Genomic DNA, 24,203 nt, shown 5'->3' with positions numbered 1-24,203 from the left:
ATAGTCCTTTATTAATTAAATCATTAAGCTTTTTATTTGTTGTCCATTCTCTGCACGGCTCATTAGGCCACAACCTAACCCTAGTCCGATTGCGGACTTTGATAATTGAGCTGTAGGTGCATCTTGTTGTTTTATTTCTAGAAATATTTTGTATTTCACTGACTGGCCTAAATAGTTAGAAACCAGTTTTTTAAGTGATTGATAACTGGCTGTTCCAGGCATAAAAGCGTTAACCGATGCACCTTCCTTCGGCTTGATATGAATACTGACACTAGAATTAATATCCCATACCCGGCTGCCTATGCTGGCATCAACACCTAAACGGGCGTATTGCCCTTCTGGCATACTTCTACTCGCCATTCGGGTTTGCTCTGTTTTCGCTAAGGACTGCCAACGCCCTTGAAAAGATAAAATATGTACATTACAGCCAGTAAAATCATTTAACATTTTTCGTAATGACTCAGCACTCGGCGTTTTAGTGTGACAAAAACCTGCGTAATAGCGATTTAATGATTTGTTACCACTAAGCAAACTCAATACATGGGTAAAGCTGTCGGTAACGCCTGTTTCTGGCGATTGATAATTTGCCGAAAAACGATACTTTTCCCATGACCGATAGAATAGTGAGATAAGCCGATGGTTAAATAAATCATAAAAGTCACGCATCCCATTATCTTTAAGTCGCAAGCGCTCTAGTAGCAACTCGGTATAATGTGAAGGCAGTACACCACTCGGTCCGGTTAATCCCATAAATGAAATATGCATATCGGCGGCAACTTTATCAGTTTGACTTGTCGATGTAGACGCTACTTTGCTGATTGCTTGTCCTGGAAAACCAAGATGCTGATCAGACTTAAAACGTAACAACTCTTGGCTTGGAATGGCGTCATAACCCACCTTATAACCTTGCTCTCGCCCTTGAGATAATTGTTGTTGAAACTGATAAACGGCTTGATAAAAGTCATATTCAGATGGCGTATCGATTATCGCTTGTAACTGATTATTCATTACTTGTTGGGTCATAGCAGCGGCCTTTGTCCAGCTCGTGCTGGCCAGGTATAGGCTATCGAATTATGATCTTTAAAGCGCATACTCAAGCGGGTAAAACTATTGATTGCAGCAAATTGCGCAAAGAAGTGATCTAAAATAGTGCAAAAGAAAAACACGCCACTGCCAGAGTAATGGTCTTTAATAAAGGTAATTTCAATATGACTGCCACTGCAAAAGCTAATCCGGCCATGTTGGTTGACCCTAGCTGTATCTGGGCTCACTTCAACAGAATGGATATTCTCTATTAAATTTTTATTTTCTGGCGAACACTTAAAATCGTATAATTTAAGGGTTTCTTTTAAGTTAGACAGTGCATCTTTGCCGCTAAAACTATCAATAGATAAATGGGTGACTAACTGCCATCGCGAAGCATCACTCAGCGATGCACGCACAGGTAGCGTAGGCGCAAGCAAACATTTAACGTGCTTAATAATGTCGGCACGTTCAGGTACGAACATTTTGGGCTCATTAGTACCAAACGGAAGATGTGCCGGCAAATTACGGTTGCTGCATTGAGCGGTAATACTTAATATCCAAGCGCCATAGTCGTCTTCAGACTTAAATCCTTTAAAGTTATGATCGACTAACGATAAAAACGATTCAGTGCCTAATTCAGCATAACCACCAGACCAACTAGCAGATTCACGCCTAACATGCCAAAATAAATTATTATGACCTAAATATTGCGGATGTGATTCACCATAAAATGGGGTAACGTCTACCTTATTGTCCTTAGGATCATACGCAATAACATCTTCAATGCTGATAATTTCAGTCACTTCAGAGTCAGAATAACGGGCAGCCAATTTATATTCATACTGAGACGCATCGATGCTCACCGGTTCTAATTTTTGTTCAAACAAATTAATCACCGGCGTACAACCTAACAGAAAATGATTGGCACTAACTTGCTTCTCTAAATCCTGAGAGCCTTCCTTTAAATAAATATAAAGTGAAAACTTATTGTCGATGCCTTGCCAGCTGCCGTCTAAATCATCGATGTCAAAAAACAAGAATTTTTCTGGGAAAATAAAGTTTTCCAATAATAATCGATAACCAGAACTGGTACGCTGACTGTAAGGTATCACTTGTTGTTCATCTTCAAAGCCAACCGCTTTTAAATGTCTTTTGGTTAAAAACTTACAAACAGTTTGCTGCTCATTCACTAAAGCAAAACCGAGGCTGTGTTCAAATAACAATTGATAAAGTTGAAACGTTTGATGATCTTGGCCATTCAAGAAAAAGCGTAATTTATCAACACCGAGGCTTGGCATACTGATTTCGTCAAACTCACAGGCGATATCAAGCTTAATAATAGCCTTAGCACGTTCTGGCCATTGCGGTTCAGGGGCATTAAACGGTGCATTTTGAAACTGGGCTTTCTGCACTTCAATTGGCCATAATTTCATGTCATATGACGTTTGAAAATGGCACGTTTTCATCCCCTCTACCTGAGTGTCTACCTGAGTTGCTCGGGGTAATAACACGCCAGTCGTCGACAAATTTTCAGTGGTGACTTTGATAACTGACATAGACGGTATTGGCGCTTGGTAATCGGGATATAACTGGCCTAATAACGCCTCGGTTAATTCAGGAAAACTATCATCAAGTTTTTGCCTAATTTGTGCTGTTAGCAAAGAGAATGCTTCAATTAATCGTGAAACATGAGGGTCTTCAACGTGTTCATCACTTAAGCGTAAACGCCCGGCAACTTTAGGATATTGCTCAGCAAATTCCGCTCCCATATGACGAATGAAAGCAAGCTCACGATTGTAATATTCCAATAATTCCTGATTCACAGAATTCCCTCATTAACTATCATCGCCAAGTGGACTGGCTCAACTTCAGAGTCAAACGAAATATATTCAGGCTCAGGTTCTGCATACAACAATGCATTGATTTTTAATCTTAAAACCCGGTCTAATGGTTGTTCATTATCGACTGTTTCAACCATCACTTCTAAAAATCTCGGTTCGAATCGTTTTATGGTATCGGCAACTTGTTTACATAAAAGCTGACGCCCGTCTAAGCTCGCGACTGGCATAGAAGAAAAGTCACGCAAACCATAATTCATCAAAGAATTATCAAGCTCAGTTAAATGTTCCGGCCACGTTTGCCACTGCAATTTAGCATTGAGTAGGTTTTCTAAATCGCGCCGAACATTAGACCTTAACTGACGTAGATTTAGACCACGATGGCTGTCTTTGACATCTTGCTCGTTTGGCGCATCATCAATCAATCTATCTAGAATTGACGCCATTATCGGTTGTTGGTTTTTGCTCAACACAGGGCCTACTGCAACACTGGAGTGGTAACTTTAGTAATTTGATTTAATGCAATAGCATTATCATCGACAAACCACATTTTTAAGCCCTTGCCAGCAACAACATTAGTTGCGATTTCATGCCAATCGGTTTCTCGTCCCAATTTTTGCGCATCAGTTTCACTGCCACCATAAATCATTGGAATATGCGCTTCTCCACTCGGTCCATTTTTAATGGCTAGATCAACCCGGCGCCAAACCATTTCCAGTAATGAGGTCACAGGTTTAAAGTTGATATAGTCAATTTCAGATAACTGCGCTAAATAGAAATTACCGTCAGTACCAAAAATTTCTATAAAACCACCTAAAGTGTCATCTAAATCACGAATTTCTTGATGAGTGATATCATTTAACACTAAGTTAACTTCGGGACGCAGAGTTTCAAGGCTGCTCGCACACTGAGTCACATCATCTTGAGCATCAACCATTGCTAAGCGTAATTTCATTAATGCTTCAACATGTGCATCAGACTCAGCAAAAAGTTGCGGCACTGCTTTGCCTGCCATAAAATCTTGTCGGGCTTGTTCAGCACGGATCAACTGACGTAAATTTGCTGCGCCAATTAAAAAGTCGGGATGCTTTTGCACTAAAAAGTTTAATTGTTTGTCTGCACGTTCAAGCTCACCATTAATACACAACAACTCAACATGTTGACCTTTTAAGTCAATATCCATCGGGTCGTCTTTTAACTGTGCCTCAACTAACTGAATTGCATCTTGTAGTTGGCCGCTCTGCAGCATTTGTTGAATTTGTTTCATTTGATACCTTTATCTTAATTTCTTGATGTCAGTTCAGTGACCAATTTAATACTGGACACCATCTGATCTAATTGAAAATGTGGTTGTAACTGAATAATCGAATAGAAATGCCCAGGCTTGCCGCGAATTTCTTTTACCTGTACTTGGGCACTTCGCAGTGGGTATTTACTTCTTACATCATCTGAAGACACATCTGAAGCGGTAGTGTATTTATGCAGCCACAGCTGTAGCTCTCGCTGGCAAGCCTCTGCAGAATGAAGTGAGCCTATTTTTTCACGACCTAATACTTTGATGTAATGAGCAAAACGTGAAACACACAAAATGTACTGCAACATCGATGATAACTTTGCATTAATACTGTCTTCCAACAGTTCATATTTAGGTGGTTTCTGAACAGAAGCATTACTGTAAAAAACTAAATGCTCACAACCTAATACCGGAGATAAAGGTATAAAACCTTGGTCTGAAATAGACTTCTCTGCCCGATCACTGATTAATAAGTCCACCGATGGCTTCATGCGTTTCCGATACAAATCTGGCTCATATTGGCTCACAGCAAGATCGCAAACTAATCCTTTCTTACGAGCCCCAGGCTCTAGCCCACGGATATGGCCAAACCAGCCAGATTCACTAAATGCACGAATTAATACCCCACCGAATGCATAAGCAGCATTGCCCCATAAATGATCTTTTTTAGGGTTTTTAATCGATTCTTTAAACTTAAACCCTTCGCTACGAGTACCATCAATGAGATAAGGAGAACGCATGAGAATATTAGGCATTGTTAACCCAATAAAGCGAGAATCGTCCATTTTACGTAACGAATTCCACTTAATGTACTCGTGTTGTTCAAAAATTTTGGCGATATTCATATGAGCAGATAAATCGGAAAAATCATCAGCACCAAACAAAGAAGGACTAGCCGAGGTAATAAAGGGCGCAAAAGCGGCGGCTGCAGTGCGGGATATTTCTTTTAAAATATCAATATCATTAGTAGAGACACCAGGACGGCTTTTATGAGTGATTTGATAATCACCAATTAATGTGCCGAAGGGTTCGCCACCAGACATGTCGTATTCATTGTTGTAAATCAGTTTAAAAAAATCACTTTGATCAAACTCAATGGCCCGATTAATGTCTTTAGACAGCGTTGTCCAACAACAATCGAGCATTTTTACTTTCACTTTCTGGTCTTTATCATGCAAATCCTGCTGTTGAACAAGATAAAGCACCCCACGCCAACTGGCTTCTAACGCCTGAAATGCATCATGATGAATAATAGCGTTAAGCTGTTGTTCTAATTGTCTATCAATGCGTTCAATGGCTTTAAGTAGGAAAGGTAAAACAGATGTTTTATCGAATTGTTCAAGCGAATGGCTTGAGTTTTCAAGCCACAGCAATAACGACCTAGTCGAGTCCGACTCTCGTAAGAACCGTTCGACTAGGTGTTTATTTTTTAGTGCCTGTGTCGTCGAAGATACTGGTTTGTTAACACCAGTATCTTCTTTGAAAATTTCACTTGTTACAAATGAAATGGTTTCATGCTGCATCGTTTGTTTCTATCCTTGAAAACAAATGAGGGTCACTGCATTAGCGCGTGATTATCCTACTTTAGGGATCTTCGCGACTAAACGTAAAGAGGCTGTAAGCTCTTCCATTTGTAACCAAGGACGTAACCATGCAACTGCATTGTATGAACCAGGTTGACCAGGGATCTCTTTAACTTCAACTTTTGCGTCTGCTAATGGGTACTTGGCGCGTATCTCTTGCCCACCACCTTCTGAAGCATTAACAAACGATAAAATCCAGCGATTTAACCAAGACTCGACATCTTCAGCTTCCATAAAGCTACCAATTTTGTCTCGAGCCATCACTTTAAGATAATGCGCAAAACGTGATGTTGCCATTAGGTAAGGTAAACGTGCAGAAATGGCCGCATTCGCGGTAGCATCATGGTTAGACATTATTTTAGGTTTTTGGCAAGATTGAGAACCAAAGAACACGGCATAATCAGTATGCTTATAATGACATAGTGGTAAGAAACCCAACTTACTTAATTCAGCTTCGCGGCGATCGGTAATGCCTATCTCTGTTGGACATTTTAAATCTGGATCACCGTCATCACTGGTAAATACATGAGCAGGTAATCCTTCAACCTTACCACCACCCTCGGCGCCACGGATTGCGGTACAGAAACCATATTTGCTAAATGCTTGTCCCATATTAGTTGCCATAACATACGCGGCATTCATCCAGCAATAGTCATCATGATCAGCGACTTTAGCACGGCCACTTTCTAAATCTAATTCGAATTCTTCATAGCAAAACTCTTCAACAGGTTTTGTTGCTTCACCATATGGAAGACGGGCAAGCACTCGAGGCATGGTTAATGTGACAAAACGAGAGTCATCACTGTCACGGAAAGAGCGCCATTGAGTGTATTCTAAAGATTCAAATACTTTTTCAAGATCGCGTGGTTTACTGAGTTCAGTCCACTCATCAAAACCAAATAAAGAAGAACCAGCAGCAGAAACAAATGGGCAGAAGCCAGCGGCTGCAACATTAGATATCAATGATAATGTTTCAACATCTTCAGGATGATTACTAAACTCATAATCGCCGACTAAACAACCATAAGGCTCTCCGCCCGGGGTGCCAAATTCTGCTTCATAGATTTTTTTGAACATTTGACTCTGATCAAACTCAACTGCTTTACTCAAATCTTTGTGAAGTTCTTTTTTAGACAAACTCATGACACGAATTTTAAGCGTTTCATTTGTTTCAGAATTTTTCACTGTATGATGCAATCCACGCCAACTGCCTTCCAGTTTTTGCAGTTCTTCATTGTGCATGATGGCAGCTAATTGCTTAGAGATAATGTCGTCTAATCGAGTAATCGCCTTGTTAAAAGTCACTGTGAGGTTTTTATCCCACTGTACAGTGCCTTTCAAGGCTTCTTCCGTTAACGAACGAATAAGCTCTTCAGCACGCGAAGAATCGGTTTGCTTGGTTGCAAAAATTGCTTGCTCTAAAATAGAAACACTTTGTGCTTGCTCTTCAGATACAGCATCTAATGACGCGGCTTCCATGCTCATTATTCCGCTCCTTTGAGGTTAAGTTCACCAGCTAATTTATCTAGGCTAGTAGTGTTATTTAACACTTCTTCTAAGATATTTTCGAGATTCTCAGAACGATCAACTTTGGTCATCAAATCACGGAGTTTGTTACGAGTTTCCATTAATTTTTTTAATGGTTCAACCTGATTAACAATGGCAGCAGGCTCGAAGTCTTCGATGCTGCTAAATTGTAATGCAACCTTCATTTCAGTATCGTCACCGGCAAGCGTGTTAGGCACTGAAATGTTTAATTGGGGACTCATACGTTTTAATACATCATTGAAATTTTCACGATCGATTTGCACAAAACGGCGGTCTTTCAATGGTTTTAAATCTGCGGTGTTGTGTCCAGTAAAATCACCTGTAACACCGATAACAAAAGGCAGTTCTTTTTTTACAACTGTACCTTCAGTTTCGACATCATAGGTAATATGGACACGAGGTTTTCTTACTCGCTTTAATTTATCATGTACACTCATATGAACTCCTTTCAATAATATGTTGAGTAATCAACTACAGATTAATCTTCCGTTTTTATTCCAGATAACTTGAAGAAACCATTCCTTGCTTCACCATCTTGGATTAATTCTTGTAACAACTCAGGCAAACTGAGATCACTCCAACGTATAACTTGTTCAATGGCATAAGACATAGGCGAATGTGGTTCGGTACGTCTAAAAAAGTCCGCTATTGTTTCAAGATTATTAATGGCTTGTGCTCTCGAGTTAAGCTGCCCATCAACACCTGATGACGTTGTGCTGTGGTCATTAGGGTCGCTGTGTTGCTCTTTTTCGTGATGTTGTTCTTGTTCAAGGTTTGCTTTGTTTTTTGCAATAATGGGAGCCGTGATAGCGCTGATTTGTAGCGCACATGCTTCTAATGCCTTGCGAATGTAACTGGTAGGCTGTGGCTCACCGCTCATGGCAGCATCCATGGCAGCAGATAGTTTGCTAAAAGCAGCGATGGCATCTTGAACATCACGGTCTAATTCAATAAAGAAACTGTCAGAGGTTTCTCTTATGCTATGTTCGACATCTTCAAGTGACACTGAACCTGAATCAAAACGTTTTTCTTGTTTGTCTTTATCTAGACGACTGGTGTCTAAAGCTTGCTCATATTGCCAAGTAGAATAAATGACGCCACCATCAGTGATCGGAATCGTTCTGATTGGATGAATTAAAGAACCTTCGCTTTCGATACCGTTTAAACCAATAAGCGGCGCAATGCGCTCTGCCAAATCATTTGGTTCAGGTGTTGGGTAAATAGTGTCCCAATAGCGCTCAACGAGCTCTGTAGCTAGAGTGAAACCAAAACAAAGTCCTTTAAAACCATATAACCTGCAAGCTGCCTCTATAAACCAAGCAACATATTCAATATCTTTTGATTGTTGTTTTAAGATACCCGGAACTTGTTCGAAAATCGGTCGCCATTCAGCTGCAACGGACAATACATCTTCTTCGTCAGTTAGTGCTTTACGCTCTCTAGAACGTGCAATATTTCGCACATCTTTAAGTAGATAATAAGTTGATGTCGGACTTATATCTTCACGAGGATCAACTCCTGACTCCGCATCAATGGTAATGGGAAGAATTAATTCATCAATTGTTAAATTCTTTAGCTTACTCAATCTAATTCAATCCCTGAATAAAAACGATTAATTTATAATAATAAAAGTATAGAACTTCAAAAACAATACTTATTGCCCTTTAATAGAAGCAAAATACAATATAATGCCAATAACTAATTACAATGGATAATCACAAAAAAACAAACACACCCCATGTGATTACACCCAATATAATTACATTTTAAATAATGTTACAGCACATCTAAATACAACATTTATAATTAATGGCTATCGACAATTAAACTCATCAAACAAAAACACTTATATGAGTTTAATTCATCAAAACATTAACCAAATATTGGAATTGTTTTATCACTATCATCAATGATATTTATTTTTTTAGGTGTATTTTTAACAAGAATGCAGGTGACATTATCTCGTGCATTCCTGACTAAAGAGGCATGGAGTAGTGCCATACCGGAATCAATGATGTTGCCAGACTTTATTGTTCGTTCAATTTCAACATCATTTAATTCTTTATTTAAACCATCGCTACAAAGTAAAAAGACATCACCCTCTTTCATATTATCGGTGCGATAATCTATGTCTAATTGTGAGTCAACACCGACAGCCCGAGTGATTACATTCGCTAATGGATGAGATTCAGCCTCTTCAGGTAGAAGTAACCCTTCATCAATCATGTCATTAACTTGACTGTGGTCTTTAGTGACTTGCTTCATTTGTTGATCTCGTAACAAGTAAATTCGACTATCGCCTACCCATAACAAGTGATAGTTATCTTGGTATAACCACAAAACAACGACAGTACTGCCAGCCACCTTCCCATCAAATTCATGCTCACTCATTTGTTGCAAAAAACGATTACTCGTAATAAGCGACTGTTTTAAAACATCTAATGTAATAGTCTCTGGTTGTAAATGTTCAACGGCCTGCTGGATGCCATCAATCACTAATTGACTTGCGACATCTCCTGCTGCATGTCCACCCATACCATCTGCAACCACCCAAATACCTAAATGTGGTAATTCAAGATATGCATCCTCGTTGATTGCTCTTACGGTGCCTCGATGAGTTAATGCATGACTTAAGTGCATGATGTTTGATCCTTAATGAGCTCTGCAGTATTCCAACCACGCTGTTGCCATTGGCCATTTAACATAGAAATAAATTGACTGATCTGTGGTAAACCTTCAGTAATAATCGTGCATGGTTCAACATCGTCAGAGCCTTCTGTCCACCAAATGCTGTAACGATCAAAGCGTTTTCTGTATTGCTGGTCCAGTAATAAAAGTACATCAGGAGAATTGTCGCCTTGAAATACCCACGCTTTCTTGTTGCGATCCAACGATTCGCTCTCGAGTAGCTTGTCGTTATTGGCGGCAACCGTTAAAGTCTCTTTTGTAATGGCATCGAACCATTTACTAAGAACAGTATCATCTTCAAGCACTTGTAATATATTCTGTTCAAAAACCTCAACCCACTGATTGTCTTTCCAACCTCTTAAAGCCGATTGATTATGTAATCCGGCTAATGTGAATGGATAATGGCGACCAACATGGTCAACACTTGGTATGACGGTCCCGACAACAGCTTGGTCGCAACACACACCGGCAGATAACGAAAAATGCCATATGGGACTCGTCAGATAATAATCCAACCAATTGTGTTCGGTTTGTTCTTTACTCACCGCAATAACAGCTTGTAACCAGTCATTCCAATTTTTAAGAAAATCAACATTTAAGTTCTGCTGAATAAAATCCCCTTTTGAGGGGACTTTGCCACAGTAACCTACTGATGTTAAAGATTCGCAGGACATCTAAACTTCTCCATATTTGCCATCCAAAATGGATTGTTAACACTGTTTGCGGTCAATTTCAGTACAGCATTGTAGCCTTTGAGATTGATGAGTAACTTGCCATCTTTTTTAGTTTGTGGACGCTTTTTACTTAATTCATCTAATAATTTGAAGAATGACCATTCACCTTCATATTTCTTATTGATAGAGCGCCCGCCGTTAGGAGGTGAAAATGCAATTCGTGTTTCGTTATTTGCCCCAGGGCCAGGCCAGGTAAATAACTCTTTGCGAGTAGGACCGTGTCGATACTTCAGCTGTTGGCTATCTATTTCGAATAAAAACATACTCACACTTCTATCTAATAATTCCGGTTCTAATGAAAAGTTAACAATAGGCTGCTTAGATCCCGGTTCGAAAAATGCTTCTTTAATAATTTCTGCGCGTTGATACATTTCTAAAATGTCATTACGAATGCCGATATTACGCTTAAAACGCCAAGGTTTTTTGCTGGTATCGACATGTGAAGCGAGGTATTGATCCCAAAATTTATCTAAGGTGCCGCCATAACCAAAAAACTTACTGAAGTCTTTTAGTCTGACATCTTCTGACGATTTTCGGTCAAATGGGTAACGCCCTGCGATCGCTCGATTGAATTCAGCCAACACTTGCGAACGCCAAATACCATTGAAACGCTGACTTTGATTGGATTTAGCAAACGAGCGAGTACGATAAGCCACTTCACTTAACCAATTTTTTACTGGATAAGGTAGATCCATCAATTGCTCAGATAAACTAGAACCTAGTTGAGCAAAGCTTTCTTCTGTGGCTTGATTAACAACGTTACCTTGTCCTTCTGACTGCATTGATAATTTATTGTAGTTTCGATTAAGAGCCCGCAACGTCGTTTGAATTTTATCAATGTCAGCAGGATTTATTTTGAGCAATTCTGCAAAAGCAAATTCCACATCTTTGCCCGGCAAATCAATATCTAACTCTATTGCTGTATCGGGTAACAGTCTATTTAATCGTGCTTTTTTAGACCGAAATGCAACATCAGAAATATTACCGGCCACTTCCGCCGCGGCCTTTAAATTATTTGAATCGGCAGGAAGCTTAGTTAAATTCACATTTTTCTGAACTGCGGTAATAATGGTTTTGATCGGTTGATCTGGGCTCGCAAGCGCTGCAGTAACACTCTCAGCTTCCTCACGTGTTGAATATGGTTTGATAGCAAGGTCGCTTAAGAAATCTTCCCAATAGAAAATATAATCACGAATGTATCTGTTTTCTAACTCTTGGGTAATCTGCGCTTTCGCTTGTTCATCTAAATCAACTAACTCATCACCATAAACCCAACTGTCTGCGGTTAGGTTTTTTATTATCTTATTCTTTTCTATACTAAAAATGCCATGAAAACCATTAAAAGTATAAAGACCAGGAATACCTTGATTAAATTGGCGACCACTGATGAACACCAGGCCATCTAAACTGTCTACACCCAGAATATCAACCAGTTTAAAATCTGGGATACTGCTGTTTGAAAAATCACTTTTTAAACGCTGATATGCGCGCTCAACCAGAGGTAACATGGTCAAATTAATCCGGGCACTATCCACTGTCATACTGTCATATTGATGACCTCTAATCCCTAAAGACAGTAATGTATCTATATGCTTATTTAGCTCCTTCCTAACCTCACCATTTACATCACCAACCAGGTTTCTATCGATATAAGCCGAGAACCAGACTTGCACATCACTTTTGTCAAAATGCTCGGGAAAATACAACATTAAGTAGGTTTTTAATGTCTCATAGAGGTAGTTAAGGTGCCCACCATTAGCGTCCATTTCTGCACTTAGCACACCTTGTAGGTAAGGCATTAAATGTGTTTCTAAAGCACGGTGATAAGCCGCTGTAGCAGGTTGTTTAAGCTTATCTCCTTGATACAAACCAAAGGTATATGCATCCTCAGGCTTGTCAGTACCAAAACCAACAGGGAGATCACGAATTAATGTTAAGCCTTTGGTTAATGTAATGACATCAGACTTAGCATTTAACCCACCACTGGTAACCGTTTTATATGCTGTGACACCTTGATAAGTATCATCAATCAATTGTCTATTCCAATCATAACTTTGCCACCAAACATAACTCGCAAACAAAGTGACACCTGCAGCAATGCCTACTGATATTTTTCGTAAAAGTTTATTATGGTTTGTATGCTTGCGATTGGTTGATGCTAAATTTTTCTCCGGAAAAATAACATCTTCTAGCAGGCGTTTAATAAAATAGCTGCGTTGTTTATTGGCGGCGAAGGTTTTAGCTTTACTCTTAATACCACTGGATAAGTGACTAGAAAGATGATCAATTGGGGTACCTTCTTGAGTTGCACTGGTTAAGTAAACACCACGCAATAGCGGTGCTTCTTCGTATGCATTAGGCGCGAAGATTTCTTTCAGAAAATCATCGGCTGAGCTCTGTAATAACCGAAGCTGCTTTGGAAACTCATAGATGGCCGCACGACGCTCTAGGTCGCGTTCGTTTTTTAAACGGCTATTTAATCTTGCATTTAAATTTAATAATAAATCATGAAATTCTTTATTAAATGAACTGACAATATCAGTGTCTTCTGTATCGGCATTGAGTGGGAAGGTAATACCCCAAATTTGTTCACAATCTTCTATGGTTAAATCATCAAAAAATTCATTAAACCCGGCAACTAAATCTGATTTCGAAAATAAAACATATACCGGAAAAGTCATACCCAGTTGATTTTGCAGTTCTTGTAAACGCTGCTTAATTGCGCGTGCGTGTAAATTTCTCTCTGTCTTGGTTTGGTTTAACAAATCAGACATGCCCATGCTGATTATCACCCCATTAATAGGACGAACTGGGCGGTATTTTTTCAATAAACCCAGAAAACCTTGCCATGCCCGAGAGTCTTGTTTTACATGACTATCTTGAGTCGTATAACGACCCGCCGTATCAATTAATACTGCCTTATTGGTAAACCACCAATCACAATGTCTTGTGCCACCAACACCTTCAATCATATCTACACCCATTTTTTCTTTTAATGGGTATTCAAGACCTGAATGCTGAATCGCTGTGGTTTTTCCACTTCCAGGTGGACCAATCATGATGTACCAAGGTAATTCGTAAATACTTTTATTTTTAGTTAACTTGGTATTTTTAAGAATATCTAACGCTTGGGTCATTTTATTTTGTAAAACAGTGATTTCACTTTTTGCTAAGTCATCACTGGCCACAGAGCTACCCTCTTCACCATTTATTAAGCTATCAACCATTTTCTCGCTTTGTTTTTTATTCTTGAGTTGTCGAGAAAAGTGAATGGCACCAAAAATAATAACAATAACCAGTAGTAAGATAATCCGTGTGGCTGCTGATGCTAACGGTTCATACCCCGCTATAGCCACTAAAGGGCCACCAAACCAAATAAGTAAAGCCAAACATAAAAAACCTATTATGGTAATTGTCCATTTAGACTTAAGTGTGTCGACAATTCCTTTGCCAATTGATTTTAAAGACATTGATGCGATTCCTTTGTGTCACACTAAAACAATAAGTCGATTTCGATTCGACGATTTAACGCGCGGTTCTGTTCACTGTCGTTCACCACACGGGGCTCAGACTCACCACGGCCTTCGGGCCACAAGCGGCCACTTAGCGATGCGTTATTAGCGAGAACGTTCGCAATCGACGTTGCTCTTGCTAATGAAAGATGCCAATTTGATGGGTATTTAGACGTAAAGATTGGCTCATCATCGGTATGACCGGTGATCAATATTTTGCCATTTGTGCTCTCTAGCGTCAGAGCAATTTTAGCTAAAATAGCTTCAAAATCTGAACGAGGTTGAGTGTTACCAGAAGCAAACAGTTCAGTCGCCCCAATGCGGATCCTCACACGATCACTTAATTGTTCTACTTCGAGTAGATTCTTGCCAATTTCAGTTTGTAAAAGTTGTTGCAGTAATAATGCTTCATCACGACTAATTTGTTGTTGCGCATCAATGGTTTTCTCCCAAGGCACAATCGAGGTCAATTCTTTATAAGCCTCTGATGAGTAATTGTTGATGCTATAACTAAAACCCATATAGATAAATAAAATAACCACCCCAAATAATGCCCCGATAACCCATAAAGGAAATGGCTGCTGGAAGGTTAGATTAGGGACAATATTCTGTCGCCATCCTGGTGATAATTCTCGATGGAAATCGCCTTTGCAAGATTGAATGGCTAAATACGTTTTTTCACGTAATGCTTCTAGTTTTTGATCGCCTTGAGGCTCAACTCTCATTTTGCCAACAAAACCAAGAGTTAAACATAAATACATCAACTCAAGTAAATTACACTTTTCAGAAGGATGACGAAGTGAGGCGTCAAGCAAGGTATAGAAATATTCGCCACCCAAGGTTTCATTGTGAAAAGTAGAAAGTAAACTGTCAGACGCCCAATAGCTTTGCTCTCCCCAAGGCGTATTGAGGACCACCTCATCTATAAAGCAACACAAGCAATATCGAGCAGACTTAATGTCATCTGACGCTAAATTTGCATTACGTAATTGTTGCTCATAATTCTTGATGAGTTCGACACAATGCACCCGTAGAGTATTGACATCATCATGCTCGGTACTATTTCGTAACTGAGTACAAATAGATAAAAGCGTACCCGCAAAATCAACGATTGGGTTTTGCGATAAGCTTAGTTGCGATCGGTTGTCGCGATTATCGGCACGATGATCTTGAATCAAGGTTTTCTGACTATCATCATCGACCTTTGTTTTATTGCCAGCCATACCCGACCCTTTCCCTGGGCGAGGTTTAACGATGGTTTTATCGTTCACAAAATTATCCTTAATGTTTTGGCGTTAAATACTCACAGCCCAAAGTTCAATTTGTAACTCTGGATATGCTCCAGAAATATGCATTGCTACACCGCCACTTGATTTAAGCTTTATCCAATGGCTATTGTTTTTATCTAATTGAAAATAGTGATAACCCGCATGGTATGGCACCTGTCTTGGCGCGACTGGGAGGTTGGATATTCCAATACCGGGTAATTGGTTATTAACCAGTTCACGAATGGTTTCAACTGACCCTATTTTAATTTGTGAAGGTAGGCGTTGACGAAGCTCATCATGCGGAACATTTGCTTTAACAGCGAGAATAAATTCAGCATTATCAAGCATACTTTTGTCTGCAATCGTCGAGAAATACACACCAAATTTGGTCTTCTCTAGGATCAGCTCTGTGGCACTTTGTTCCAATACACTACTTAAGCCATGATTAACAATTACCATAGTGTTACTAAACACATAGGTTAAATTATCATGTTGATATACAGGAAATTTTGGCGGTCGCTTGTTGGGACCACTGAACGTTGAAAGCTCACCAGAAAAACTAATGAGTGTGCGAAATAGCAATTCTGGATGAATATGACTAACAACCCCATAATGTTCAAAAATAGGTTGATACTTATTCAAAAGTTGTAACATTAAAAAGTCTGCTATCGAACTGGAAGTCCCTTGGGATTGACTTAAGCGACCGGCTATGGCTTCTGCACGCTGATTAATCATGCCAGTGACTTCAGTTGTCATATTCATTAAGGTTTTAATGTGTTCAATGCCAATACATGCCGGAATAAACTTTTTATCTAATCGAATCACGCCCTCTTCAGACACATCAATAACCCGAGCGATCGCAATTGAGACGTAGCCTGAGCGATCTTCCGTTTGTAACTTTAACCGACAATCTAATTTGGCAACTTGCAGCACTTCCATAGCATCAGAGCCAACGCTTGTGTCAACAATGTTGTGATCTTCATAGCTGTAGCGAGTAATTTGATTTTGTTCAGAAGATGAAATATTCATCCCATTGCTTTTCGCAACGGGAAGAACAAGATAAACAAGCTGATCCAATGTACCTGCTGGAACAGTAATAGCCGTTGGTAACGGGCTCTGCTCAGGAAGACAAGCCAAGGTGTTATCAGGAAAAACACAATCGATGCGGTCTAACCCAAATTGCCCCAGTGGTAGTAGGCCATAATTGACTTCATAGCTCACAACCCCCCAAGCAAGTGGATTGTTATTCTTGGCAGTTCGCGCTTGTTGATGTTGCAAAAAACGTTCTTGCTGCTGCATATGTTGCGGACGAAGAAACATGCCCTCTGTCCATGCTATTGGGCTAAAATCGCTCATAATTTCCCTATTTATTCACAACAATTATTTTTCAGAGTTATACACAGCTATTTTTTCGATGTTGATAACGACATCATCATAACCAGTAGGATCGACAGCGACGACTGAACGCCAACGAGATGAATCAATATCTCTGTATGCGACAATAACACCAACAAATCGGGTGTTTTGTCCCAGTGTCATGGCATATTCACGCGTTTCTGATGGCTGTAATTCCAACTCATCTTTACGAATAAGATCTGGACCAAGTACACTTTCAGCTGACTCATCAAGGGTAAAAAAATCTTGAGTATCAAAGATAGTTCTTGATGATAATTCAAATATTTTCACCACCACTGGTGATGGCCGATCGTTAATGTCAGGATTGATGTCTGCACTGGCATTAAAGGTAAGATCTGTCGATGGCGGGACGACAGCATTAATCGTTTTACAGCCAGAATTAAGTAATAAAAAGCTTACTAATACAATTTGATATAGACCTAACTTCAATTTCATTTATTAGCCCTTAATAATTTATAATGTTTTAATTTTATTGTCGTATGCTTTAACAAAATCATCTGATAATGCGGCAGCACTGTCTTGCATAAATTCTGTTTTTAAATTGGAATGTAAGCTTTTATATACCTTCCATTGGCGCATTTGTTTCTGTCCCGGCACTAACATGTCTGTAAGCGACTGGTTTTGACTTTTGGCTTCAATAAATTCAGGATCTAATTGATTTAGCAATCCACGGATAGCGCCTAATGTGCCTGCAGTTAACGCGGTATCATGCTTTCGACCGTCATTAAAAGCTTCGGTAATCGCTTGTTGAGATGACAAGAAACTCGCACTTTTCCTTAAAAATAAATTTTGAAATACATCATCAATATTGGCCGAAAATTTCAATGGATTATTTTCACGCTGCTGGAATGTTGTTTGATTGATTCTAAACTCAGTTTTCAGCTTTGAACGTTGACGTAGTGATTCCATCAGGCCAGTCAACATAAACTGCATACTTTGGCCCAGTTCAAACATCAACTCTTCAGTTAGCACATTGACATAATCTTGTTCATTGACTCCCATACCCTGAAAAAACGCTTTGCTTAATGCAGATGAAGGGCTTACCTGTGTACTAACGGGTACTTTGGTATTTGGTGACACGGGGGCCACTTTTTTCACCTCCGCTTTTACCGTTTCAGGCACTTTTATAGGGTTAACTGGAGCTTTAGCAACCAGAAGCTCGGGCTCTTGTGGAACAACAGATCGGATATCAGTTTTTGCGTGAGCTTGAAAATGTTGTCCAAAAATATCTTTATCCCATTCTTCTGGAATGGCTACTGGTGGTTGAAAATGGTCTTGTAAATCAGCATTCATCTGCGAGAGACCTGCTGATTGTTGTCGAGATTGGTTCAGTAACATAGCAGAATCAAATCCTGCTAAATCAGATTCAAACCCAGTATCAAGCATTGATGAGGAAGAAGCTGGAATGAGTTTATTTTGCTGCAAAGTAGCAACATGTGGGGCGTCATGTATCTCTTGTTGAGGTTGACTATTAGAGGCCACATGTAACATTTGTAACTTCGCACTGATCTCATAATCACCAAAAGTAAACAGATCATCGTGTTCAATTTTATGCTCACGATTGGTGCCTAACGCTTCGACTGCGCGATTGACATATAATCCGTTGGTTGATAAATCCTCAATGAAAAAATCATCACTGCGCTTGGTGATCCGAGCATGAGTACCAGAAACCACTTTTTCTGGATCAGGCATATGCCAATCACATACATCAGAGCGCCCTAACGTTAAGGATTCTGTGACATCTTTTGTTATGACCTGCTCAGGGGATAACCTGTGATAACTCACAATCTCTAGCAATAATTCCATTTCTATTACATCTTCCTTCATCAACTTGTTGACTAGCCATCATACCCATTGCGTTATAAGCGTTGAACACCATTTAGACGTTCATACATTTCATTCCCTCTGGCAAATAACTCTCTGGCTGTTTTCAGATATTGCTTATCAAGATACACATTTGCTTGGCGTAAAAAAGAGGCGGCTAAACGTTTATCAAGCGTTAGCAGGGGCTCAAAATCATCGGGTAAATTCGTGGCGAGCCCCCTAACTTCTTTATCAAACTCGTGTAGATCTTTTGGGTTATCTATTGCATCTAACCTCACGGTTAATTGATTAAATGTATCTCGATAATAAACTTCAGCAGCTTCGTATGGATAAACGACCGTTTTACCTTTTGCCGTTAAATCGTGATAGTCATTTAAGCCTTTAACAGCCACTTTCAATTCGGCGCCATATGTAATTAATGACTTAGCCTGCGGATAGTTTGAAAATATATTTTCGCCAGTTGTAATGAGTGCACTTATTTGATTAATATCATGTTTCTTTAAGGCGTTATCAAATGAGCTTGCATAGAGGGCATATTCTTCATTAGACGCGGTATAAACATATCCAGGCTCGACAAATGTTAACCCTTCAACAATGGCTTGAATATTATTACTTCCCTGTTCATTGTAACGGGCTTGAGATAATAACAGGCTCAATCGTTCAGACAGTGCATCTACAACTGATTGTTTACTTCTCTCTGCTTGGTTTTTTATTTGTAGCAAACGAACTGAATCAGGATAAAAACGTTCTATGTCATTAATAATTTGTGCTATTTTTTCATAATTTTGATACAGACCATTATCGCTTTTCGGTAAGGAAGCTATACGTTGTTCCACAATATCCAACACTTCAGATTGATGTGTCTTTAACAAACCATTCTTAATCAGCTTTTTATCTTCTGGAATATCTTCTATTTGGGCTAATAATGCTGAAGCAGGAATAAATTCAAATGCTTGAACTTCGCTTTTGGCCTTATTTGTCAGCGCGACTTTATTTTGTAAGTCGTCTAATTGAATCTGGTAATATTGTTGAATTTGAAATCCACCGATAACAAGTACTGCACCCGCAGCAATAGCGGTGAGTAGTGGCCAACTTTTACTGTGGAACTTATTGATAATTAGCTCGATGGAAGGCGCACGTTGTACTTTTTTAAGCGCGAGACCTTTTTTCAACATAGGCCATAATCGTGAACTAATATTTTTTGGTTTAATCAACTTATTGTTGGTGATATCAACTTCATTTGCAGCTACACGGTTATAAGGATGTTTACTTGTTAGTAGCTCATAGCTAATACACGAAAAAGCAAAAATATCGTCTGCCGCGCAGGCATCTTCTCCAGATAACTGCTCAAAACTAGCATAAGCAGGGGTATAACCTGTTAAAGGAGAGTCTTGGTCGACTTCGGCAAATGCGTATCGGTCCTCTCTTTGCTGTAAGTTTTTCGCAACGCCAAAATCAAAAACTTTAATGTTCCCTTGGCGAGTGAGGAAGATATTTGATGGCTTTAAGTCTGTATGGACAATACCTTGTTGATGAGCATACGATAATGCAGAAGCAATCTGATCAATGATTTTCATTGATCCTTTGAAGTTGATGCCTAATGGTTTTGAACGTTTGATCACTTGGTCTAATGATTCGCCATCTAACCACTCCATCACCATAAAGTGAAAGCCATCATCGGTATCTACATCATAAACTCTGATGATATTTGGATGAGATAGTTTTTGAGTTTGTACTGACTCTTTGATAAGGACTTGCTGAGCTTCGGGTATATCCGATATCTGAGATAATAATACTTTAATCGCAACAAAAGGTTCTGTTACGTTTAATGACTCCAAATAGAGATCTTTGGCGCGGTATATATCACTCATACCACCATGACCAATTTTCGACTCAATTAAATAGCGATTTTTGAAACACTTCCCAATCAAGTTAACTTTATTATTATTTCCAGAATGTTCAAATCCTGCCACAACTGTTTTATCTTCAGCAAAGTGATTTGGTGCTTTACTCTTATCCATAAGTACAGGTTAATCCCTTAATATTATCCTAAAGTATGTAAACTATCTTCCTAGTGAATCAAAATTACCCCAATATGTTGCAGCAAGAAAATGCAAAAAACAACATTTAAAAACTTGCTTAATAACTTTTAAATAAATTCATTAAAATAAACCACCCATTAGTATGTATTAAAATCTAAAAACATTAAAAAGTATGTTTTTAATATGAAAATAAACATCTAATTAACTAAAAAACAGTTTTTCTATTGACCCAATAAAACATTATCGGTAATTTACGATTTCTTTTTAATGGACCACATTTTTAAAGGATTAAACAAATATGAAACGCGTCAATCTTTCATTACCTGTTATTGCGTTATTAACACTTGCGGGTTGTCAATCAGCACCTGTCGTTGTATCTGAACCAATCAAAACATTTTCTATTTCTCCAGAGTGTATTGAATATACATTACAAACAGATAATGAAATGATTATTGGGTTCACACCTGTGTATTTCGAAGTTAATAGTGATAAGTCATACAGTAAGCTTGATACTCACATGTCTTGCGTTGCGACTTACCTCGCCAATAATTCTGATAAAGAACTAAATGTTCAGGGCTTTACAGATGACAAAGGCACAGTTAAATACAATAAAGCGTTGGCACAACGTCGTGCTGATGGTTTAGTGGAGTTTTTAATCTCTTTGGGCACATCTAACGACCAATTAATTTCGACTACTAAAGTCATTGAAGATAACGGTGTAAAATTAACCAGTTCTGAGCGTTCTAAGACTCGTCGGGTTAACTTTTCCATTACGAATAAATCTTCATAAAAAATGAATTAAAGTATTAATAACATACTGTAATTCAAGTGTATTTATTATATTTATCATTGAATCTCAGCTTATTACAAAGCTGAGATTCAATAATTTATCAACAAACCCTCAGTTATATCGCACCTTATTCCATCTAAAAAACCTGCTTACTTATATTTTTGTCAATATCTGGACTAAACATGGATTCTCTAAATTTATTTGGAAATTTTAGACACACGACAGAGCCCATACTGAAGATAATTGTGCTGCGTTAACGCGCATCACAGATAAAACGACTTCTAAAAAATGATAGTATAAAAATGATTAACCGAACAACGTGACTCATCGATTAATCACTGCTCATTGAAAATAGATACTTGAGCATAGTCAATTGAACATAGCCCACAGTAAGGTTAGCGTTCAACATCCTTACTGAGTCTTAATCGAATGAATAACATTATCAATAATAGTAAACCAAACTGAATATCAATAGTCCCGCCACTGTAATTATTGCTATGTTCCACCTTGGCAATTTTTTCCTCTTTAACTCTCACTTTAAAACGAGCTAACTCATCGTCTAAGTTTTTAGTCATATCAGTAACTGCCAGGTCAAAACCTTGCATCGATTTTTCAGCTAATGTTTCGTCAATACCAATAGCGGTTGTGCGCTTTTCGAGCTTACTGATCCCTGGTGCTCTAAAGAGCATTTTCCTACTTTTAATGTCAAACACTGCAGTATCGACAAAGGTTTGTACGGTATTTTCATTGCCCGGAATCACATACATACCCACGATGGTCCAATACAATAACGCGGCATTATTCTCTACAGACTGAGTCACTTGATCGTAAGACACCAACGCCATTACATCGACATCATATAAACGCCCAACTTGTTCTAATGTGTTAAAACCATCACCACCAGCAAGATAAGTACTCGGAATGACTTCAATGCGGTCAATATAATCATATTGAACAAAAGCCGCTTTCACTTTTTCAAGTAATTCGTATTGATCTTTACTATGCACAGCCTCTTTTTGAAAGCCTGTTGACGGTACAAAGGCAATACCGACTTTTACCGGTAATGTGAGCAATGGAACTTCGGCGCTATGTACTGCACGGGCTTCTTTATTAGGATACAAAAAGTCCATCAGACTGCTCGAAACAGACTGTTTCCCCGACTGCTGGCTCACCAACATACTGCATGAAGACAATAAAAAAACTGATGCCATCATGCCCAACCATGTTGTTGTTTTCATTTACGCTTCCTTTTAAATTATTTTCCATTTATTGATATCAATGAATCTGTTTATTTCTACAACACGAAAATACATAAATAACCAATCACACCAAATGTTAATTATTTTCACTACATTAACATTGTCAATTTCGCTAACCCTTAACTAAAAATACTATAAACCTTTGTTATTTATACACTATAAAAAGTGGCACAGTTAGTGCTTTGATGTATTTAATTAACATTAGTTACAAATGATAACGTGACGTTAACTCGCTTAAGAATAACAATAAGTACATTAGCGTCATTTAATTCAAAAAATATAACACTAGCAGGTACCCCATGGATAGGTTCATCAGCATGAAGAAAATGGCAATTCCTTTACTTTGTATTGCAGTATTGAGTGGTTGCAGCGGCGAAGAAGAGCAAGCAAAAAAAGATGATAAATTTGCTATTCCGGTTGAAACAGCACTGGTCACCACAGGCAATGTATCGTCTTTTTACAGCACCACCGCCACACTCGAAGCACCGGAAGAGTCTCATGTGATGAGCCGCATTGCTGGGATAATCGAAAAGATTAACGTTGAAGAAGGCGATCGGGTTACCAAAGGGCAAATACTTGCGGTAATTGATGCCAAGCGTCAACGTTATGATTTCAATCGTTCAGAAGCCGAAGTGCAGATTATTCAGCAAGAGTTAAATCGTTTAAATAAAATGAACAACAAAGAGTTTATTAGCCAAGACCAAATGGCCAAGCTCGAGTTCAACCTACAAGCTGCTAAAGCACAGCGCGACTTAGCAGAGCTACAAGTTAAAGAAAGCCAAATCACCTCACCCATTAATGGTGTCGTTGCTTCACGCTATGTTAAAACAGGCAATATGGCAAAAGAGTTCCAAGAGTTATTTTATGTTGTTAATCAAGACCAACTTCACGGCATATTACACTTACCAGAACAACAACTTGCTAGTTTACGGATTGGTCAACAAGCCAGTATTATTCAACAACACCAAGGTACAGCGGCCAATATTATCGATGCAAAAGTGCTGCGTATTAGTCCGATAGTGGATGCTCAAAGCGGTACGTTTAAAGTGACGTTAGCCGTGCCAAATCAAGATGCAACATTAAAAGCGGGTATGTTTACTCGGGTTGAACTTAAATACGACACCCACCTTGATGTACTTACCGTGCCTTATAACGCATTAATCAACCAAGACAACACTCAAGCTTTGTATGTGATAAAAGACACGAAGGCACAACGACGTGAAGTCACCTTAGGATATCGTGAAAATAACACGGTTGAAATTTTATCGGGTGTTGAAGATGGCGAACAAATTGTCATCAGGGGCCAACAAAACCTCAAAGATCAATCATTAGTGGAAATTATTACCCCACTTAGCTTCGCAGCTATTCGATAACGGAGCGG

At 38.9% G+C, this 24,203-nt stretch carries 19 protein-coding genes; 2 read left to right on the top strand and 17 right to left on the bottom strand.

The genetic code is table 11. The annotated features are described in order from the left end of the window. Window positions 1-15: 15 nt before the first annotated feature. The 16 genes from tssG to HNW13_RS04990 all read right to left on the bottom strand — a co-directional run bounded on the left by tssG (window position 16) and on the right by HNW13_RS04990 (window position 20,752). Complete coding sequence (gene tssG, locus HNW13_RS05065) at window positions 16-1,023, bottom strand: type VI secretion system baseplate subunit TssG (RefSeq protein ID WP_192115092.1); 1,008 nt, start codon at window positions 1,021-1,023, stop codon at window positions 16-18. Continuing rightward, complete coding sequence (gene tssF, locus HNW13_RS05060; RefSeq protein WP_192115093.1) at window positions 1,020-2,849, bottom strand: type VI secretion system baseplate subunit TssF; 1,830 nt, start codon at window positions 2,847-2,849, stop codon at window positions 1,020-1,022. Before tssF ends, tssG begins: the two co-directional genes overlap by 4 nt. After that, window positions 2,846-3,334, bottom strand: coding sequence for a type VI secretion system baseplate subunit TssE (gene tssE / locus HNW13_RS05055; protein ID WP_242445137.1), 489 nt, complete (start codon window positions 3,332-3,334; stop codon window positions 2,846-2,848). Before tssE ends, tssF begins: the two co-directional genes overlap by 4 nt. An 8-nt stretch (window positions 3,335-3,342) precedes the next feature. Further along, window positions 3,343-4,131, bottom strand: coding sequence for a type VI secretion system accessory protein TagJ (locus tag HNW13_RS05050; protein ID WP_192115094.1), 789 nt, complete (start codon window positions 4,129-4,131; stop codon window positions 3,343-3,345). 14 nt (window positions 4,132-4,145) lie between these two features. After that, a complete protein-coding gene (gene tssC, locus HNW13_RS05045) occupies window positions 4,146-5,681 on the bottom strand; it encodes a type VI secretion system contractile sheath large subunit (RefSeq protein ID WP_192115095.1) in 1,536 nt (511 codons plus the stop codon). A gap of 51 nt (window positions 5,682-5,732) precedes the next feature. After that, window positions 5,733-7,226, bottom strand: coding sequence for a type VI secretion system contractile sheath large subunit (gene tssC, locus HNW13_RS05040; RefSeq protein WP_011637822.1), 1,494 nt, complete (start codon window positions 7,224-7,226; stop codon window positions 5,733-5,735). Beyond that, entirely contained in the window at window positions 7,226-7,726 is a 501-nt protein-coding gene (gene tssB, locus HNW13_RS05035; RefSeq protein ID WP_101086874.1) for a type VI secretion system contractile sheath small subunit, read from the bottom strand. The genes tssC (HNW13_RS05040) and tssB overlap by 1 nt, the downstream gene beginning before the upstream one ends. Window positions 7,727-7,767: 41 nt before the next feature. Beyond that, window positions 7,768-8,874, bottom strand: a complete 1,107-nt coding sequence (tssA, locus tag HNW13_RS05030; protein WP_162023341.1) for a type VI secretion system protein TssA — start codon at window positions 8,872-8,874, stop codon at window positions 7,768-7,770. Between the two features lie 287 nt (window positions 8,875-9,161). Next, on the bottom strand, window positions 9,162-9,929 hold the full coding sequence (locus HNW13_RS05025; RefSeq protein WP_192115096.1) for a protein phosphatase 2C domain-containing protein: 768 nt from the start codon (window positions 9,927-9,929) through the stop codon (window positions 9,162-9,164). Further along, a complete protein-coding gene (gene tagF, locus HNW13_RS05020; RefSeq protein WP_162023343.1) occupies window positions 9,920-10,651 on the bottom strand; it encodes a type VI secretion system-associated protein TagF in 732 nt (243 codons plus the stop codon). Before tagF ends, HNW13_RS05025 begins: the two co-directional genes overlap by 10 nt. After that, on the bottom strand, window positions 10,633-14,181 hold the full coding sequence (tssM, locus tag HNW13_RS05015) for a type VI secretion system membrane subunit TssM (RefSeq protein ID WP_192115097.1): 3,549 nt from the start codon (window positions 14,179-14,181) through the stop codon (window positions 10,633-10,635). Before tssM ends, tagF begins: the two co-directional genes overlap by 19 nt. Before the next feature lie 23 nt (window positions 14,182-14,204). Next, window positions 14,205-15,494: a type VI secretion system protein TssL, long form gene (tssL, locus tag HNW13_RS05010; RefSeq protein WP_101086869.1), complete on the bottom strand. Its 1,290-nt coding sequence runs from the start codon at window positions 15,492-15,494 to the stop codon at window positions 14,205-14,207. A gap of 24 nt (window positions 15,495-15,518) precedes the next feature. Beyond that, window positions 15,519-16,847: a type VI secretion system baseplate subunit TssK gene (gene tssK / locus HNW13_RS05005; RefSeq protein WP_192115098.1), complete on the bottom strand. Its 1,329-nt coding sequence runs from the start codon at window positions 16,845-16,847 to the stop codon at window positions 15,519-15,521. Between the two features lie 24 nt (window positions 16,848-16,871). Beyond that, on the bottom strand, window positions 16,872-17,342 hold the full coding sequence (gene tssJ / locus HNW13_RS05000; RefSeq protein WP_101086867.1) for a type VI secretion system lipoprotein TssJ: 471 nt from the start codon (window positions 17,340-17,342) through the stop codon (window positions 16,872-16,874). An 18-nt stretch (window positions 17,343-17,360) separates the two neighbouring features. Next, a complete protein-coding gene (gene tagH / locus HNW13_RS04995; protein WP_192115099.1) occupies window positions 17,361-18,713 on the bottom strand; it encodes a type VI secretion system-associated FHA domain protein TagH in 1,353 nt (450 codons plus the stop codon). A gap of 53 nt (window positions 18,714-18,766) precedes the next feature. Further along, window positions 18,767-20,752 (bottom strand): serine/threonine-protein kinase, encoded by a 1,986-nt coding sequence (locus tag HNW13_RS04990; RefSeq protein WP_192115100.1) that lies wholly within the window; start codon window positions 20,750-20,752, stop codon window positions 18,767-18,769. A 319-nt stretch (window positions 20,753-21,071) separates the two neighbouring features. Here HNW13_RS04990 and HNW13_RS04985 point away from each other — a divergent pair, with 319 nt between their 5' ends. Continuing rightward, window positions 21,072-21,563, top strand: coding sequence for an OmpA family protein (locus HNW13_RS04985; RefSeq protein WP_011637833.1), 492 nt, complete (start codon window positions 21,072-21,074; stop codon window positions 21,561-21,563). Window positions 21,564-21,958: 395 nt separating this feature from the next. Here HNW13_RS04985 and rhlP read toward each other — a convergent pair whose 3' ends face one another. Then, window positions 21,959-22,801 (bottom strand): rhombotarget lipoprotein, encoded by an 843-nt coding sequence (rhlP, locus tag HNW13_RS04980; protein ID WP_182744349.1) that lies wholly within the window; start codon window positions 22,799-22,801, stop codon window positions 21,959-21,961. 320 nt (window positions 22,802-23,121) lie between these two features. Between rhlP and HNW13_RS04975 the strand changes: the two genes are divergently transcribed. After that, window positions 23,122-24,195: an efflux RND transporter periplasmic adaptor subunit gene (locus tag HNW13_RS04975; RefSeq protein WP_192115101.1), complete on the top strand. Its 1,074-nt coding sequence runs from the start codon at window positions 23,122-23,124 to the stop codon at window positions 24,193-24,195. The last annotated feature ends 8 nt before the right edge of the window (window positions 24,196-24,203 follow it).

Origin of the sequence: Shewanella sp. BF02_Schw (assembly GCF_014596695.2) — a bacterium.
GTDB lineage: Bacteria > Pseudomonadota > Gammaproteobacteria > Enterobacterales > Shewanellaceae > Shewanella.
This window is presented reverse-complemented; position numbering and strand designations above follow the sequence as displayed.

Bases quoted from the DNA above. Each gene is read 5' to 3' on its own strand.
- tssG (WP_192115092.1), bottom strand. From the start codon at position 1,023: ATGACCCAACAAGTAATGAATAATCAGTTACAAGCGATAATCGATACG.
- HNW13_RS05050 (WP_192115094.1), bottom strand. From the start codon at position 4,131: ATGAAACAAATTCAACAAATGCTGCAGAGCGGCCAACTACAAGATGCA.
- tssC (WP_192115095.1), bottom strand. From the start codon at position 5,681: ATGCAGCATGAAACCATTTCATTTGTAACAAGTGAAATTTTCAAAGAA.
- tssC (WP_011637822.1), bottom strand. From the start codon at position 7,226: ATGAGCATGGAAGCCGCGTCATTAGATGCTGTATCTGAAGAGCAAGCA.
- tssB (WP_101086874.1), bottom strand. From the start codon at position 7,726: ATGAGTGTACATGATAAATTAAAGCGAGTAAGAAAACCTCGTGTCCAT.
- HNW13_RS05025 (WP_192115096.1), bottom strand. From the start codon at position 9,929: ATGCACTTAAGTCATGCATTAACTCATCGAGGCACCGTAAGAGCAATC.
- tagF (WP_162023343.1), bottom strand. From the start codon at position 10,651: ATGTCCTGCGAATCTTTAACATCAGTAGGTTACTGTGGCAAAGTCCCC.
- tssM (WP_192115097.1), bottom strand. From the start codon at position 14,181: ATGTCTTTAAAATCAATTGGCAAAGGAATTGTCGACACACTTAAGTCT.
- tssK (WP_192115098.1), bottom strand. From the start codon at position 16,847: ATGAGCGATTTTAGCCCAATAGCATGGACAGAGGGCATGTTTCTTCGT.
- tssJ (WP_101086867.1), bottom strand. From the start codon at position 17,342: ATGAAATTGAAGTTAGGTCTATATCAAATTGTATTAGTAAGCTTTTTA.
- tagH (WP_192115099.1), bottom strand. From the start codon at position 18,713: ATGGAATTATTGCTAGAGATTGTGAGTTATCACAGGTTATCCCCTGAG.
- HNW13_RS04990 (WP_192115100.1), bottom strand. From the start codon at position 20,752: ATGGATAAGAGTAAAGCACCAAATCACTTTGCTGAAGATAAAACAGTT.
- HNW13_RS04985 (WP_011637833.1), top strand. From the start codon at position 21,072: ATGAAACGCGTCAATCTTTCATTACCTGTTATTGCGTTATTAACACTT.
- rhlP (WP_182744349.1), bottom strand. From the start codon at position 22,801: ATGAAAACAACAACATGGTTGGGCATGATGGCATCAGTTTTTTTATTG.
- HNW13_RS04975 (WP_192115101.1), top strand. From the start codon at position 23,122: ATGGATAGGTTCATCAGCATGAAGAAAATGGCAATTCCTTTACTTTGT.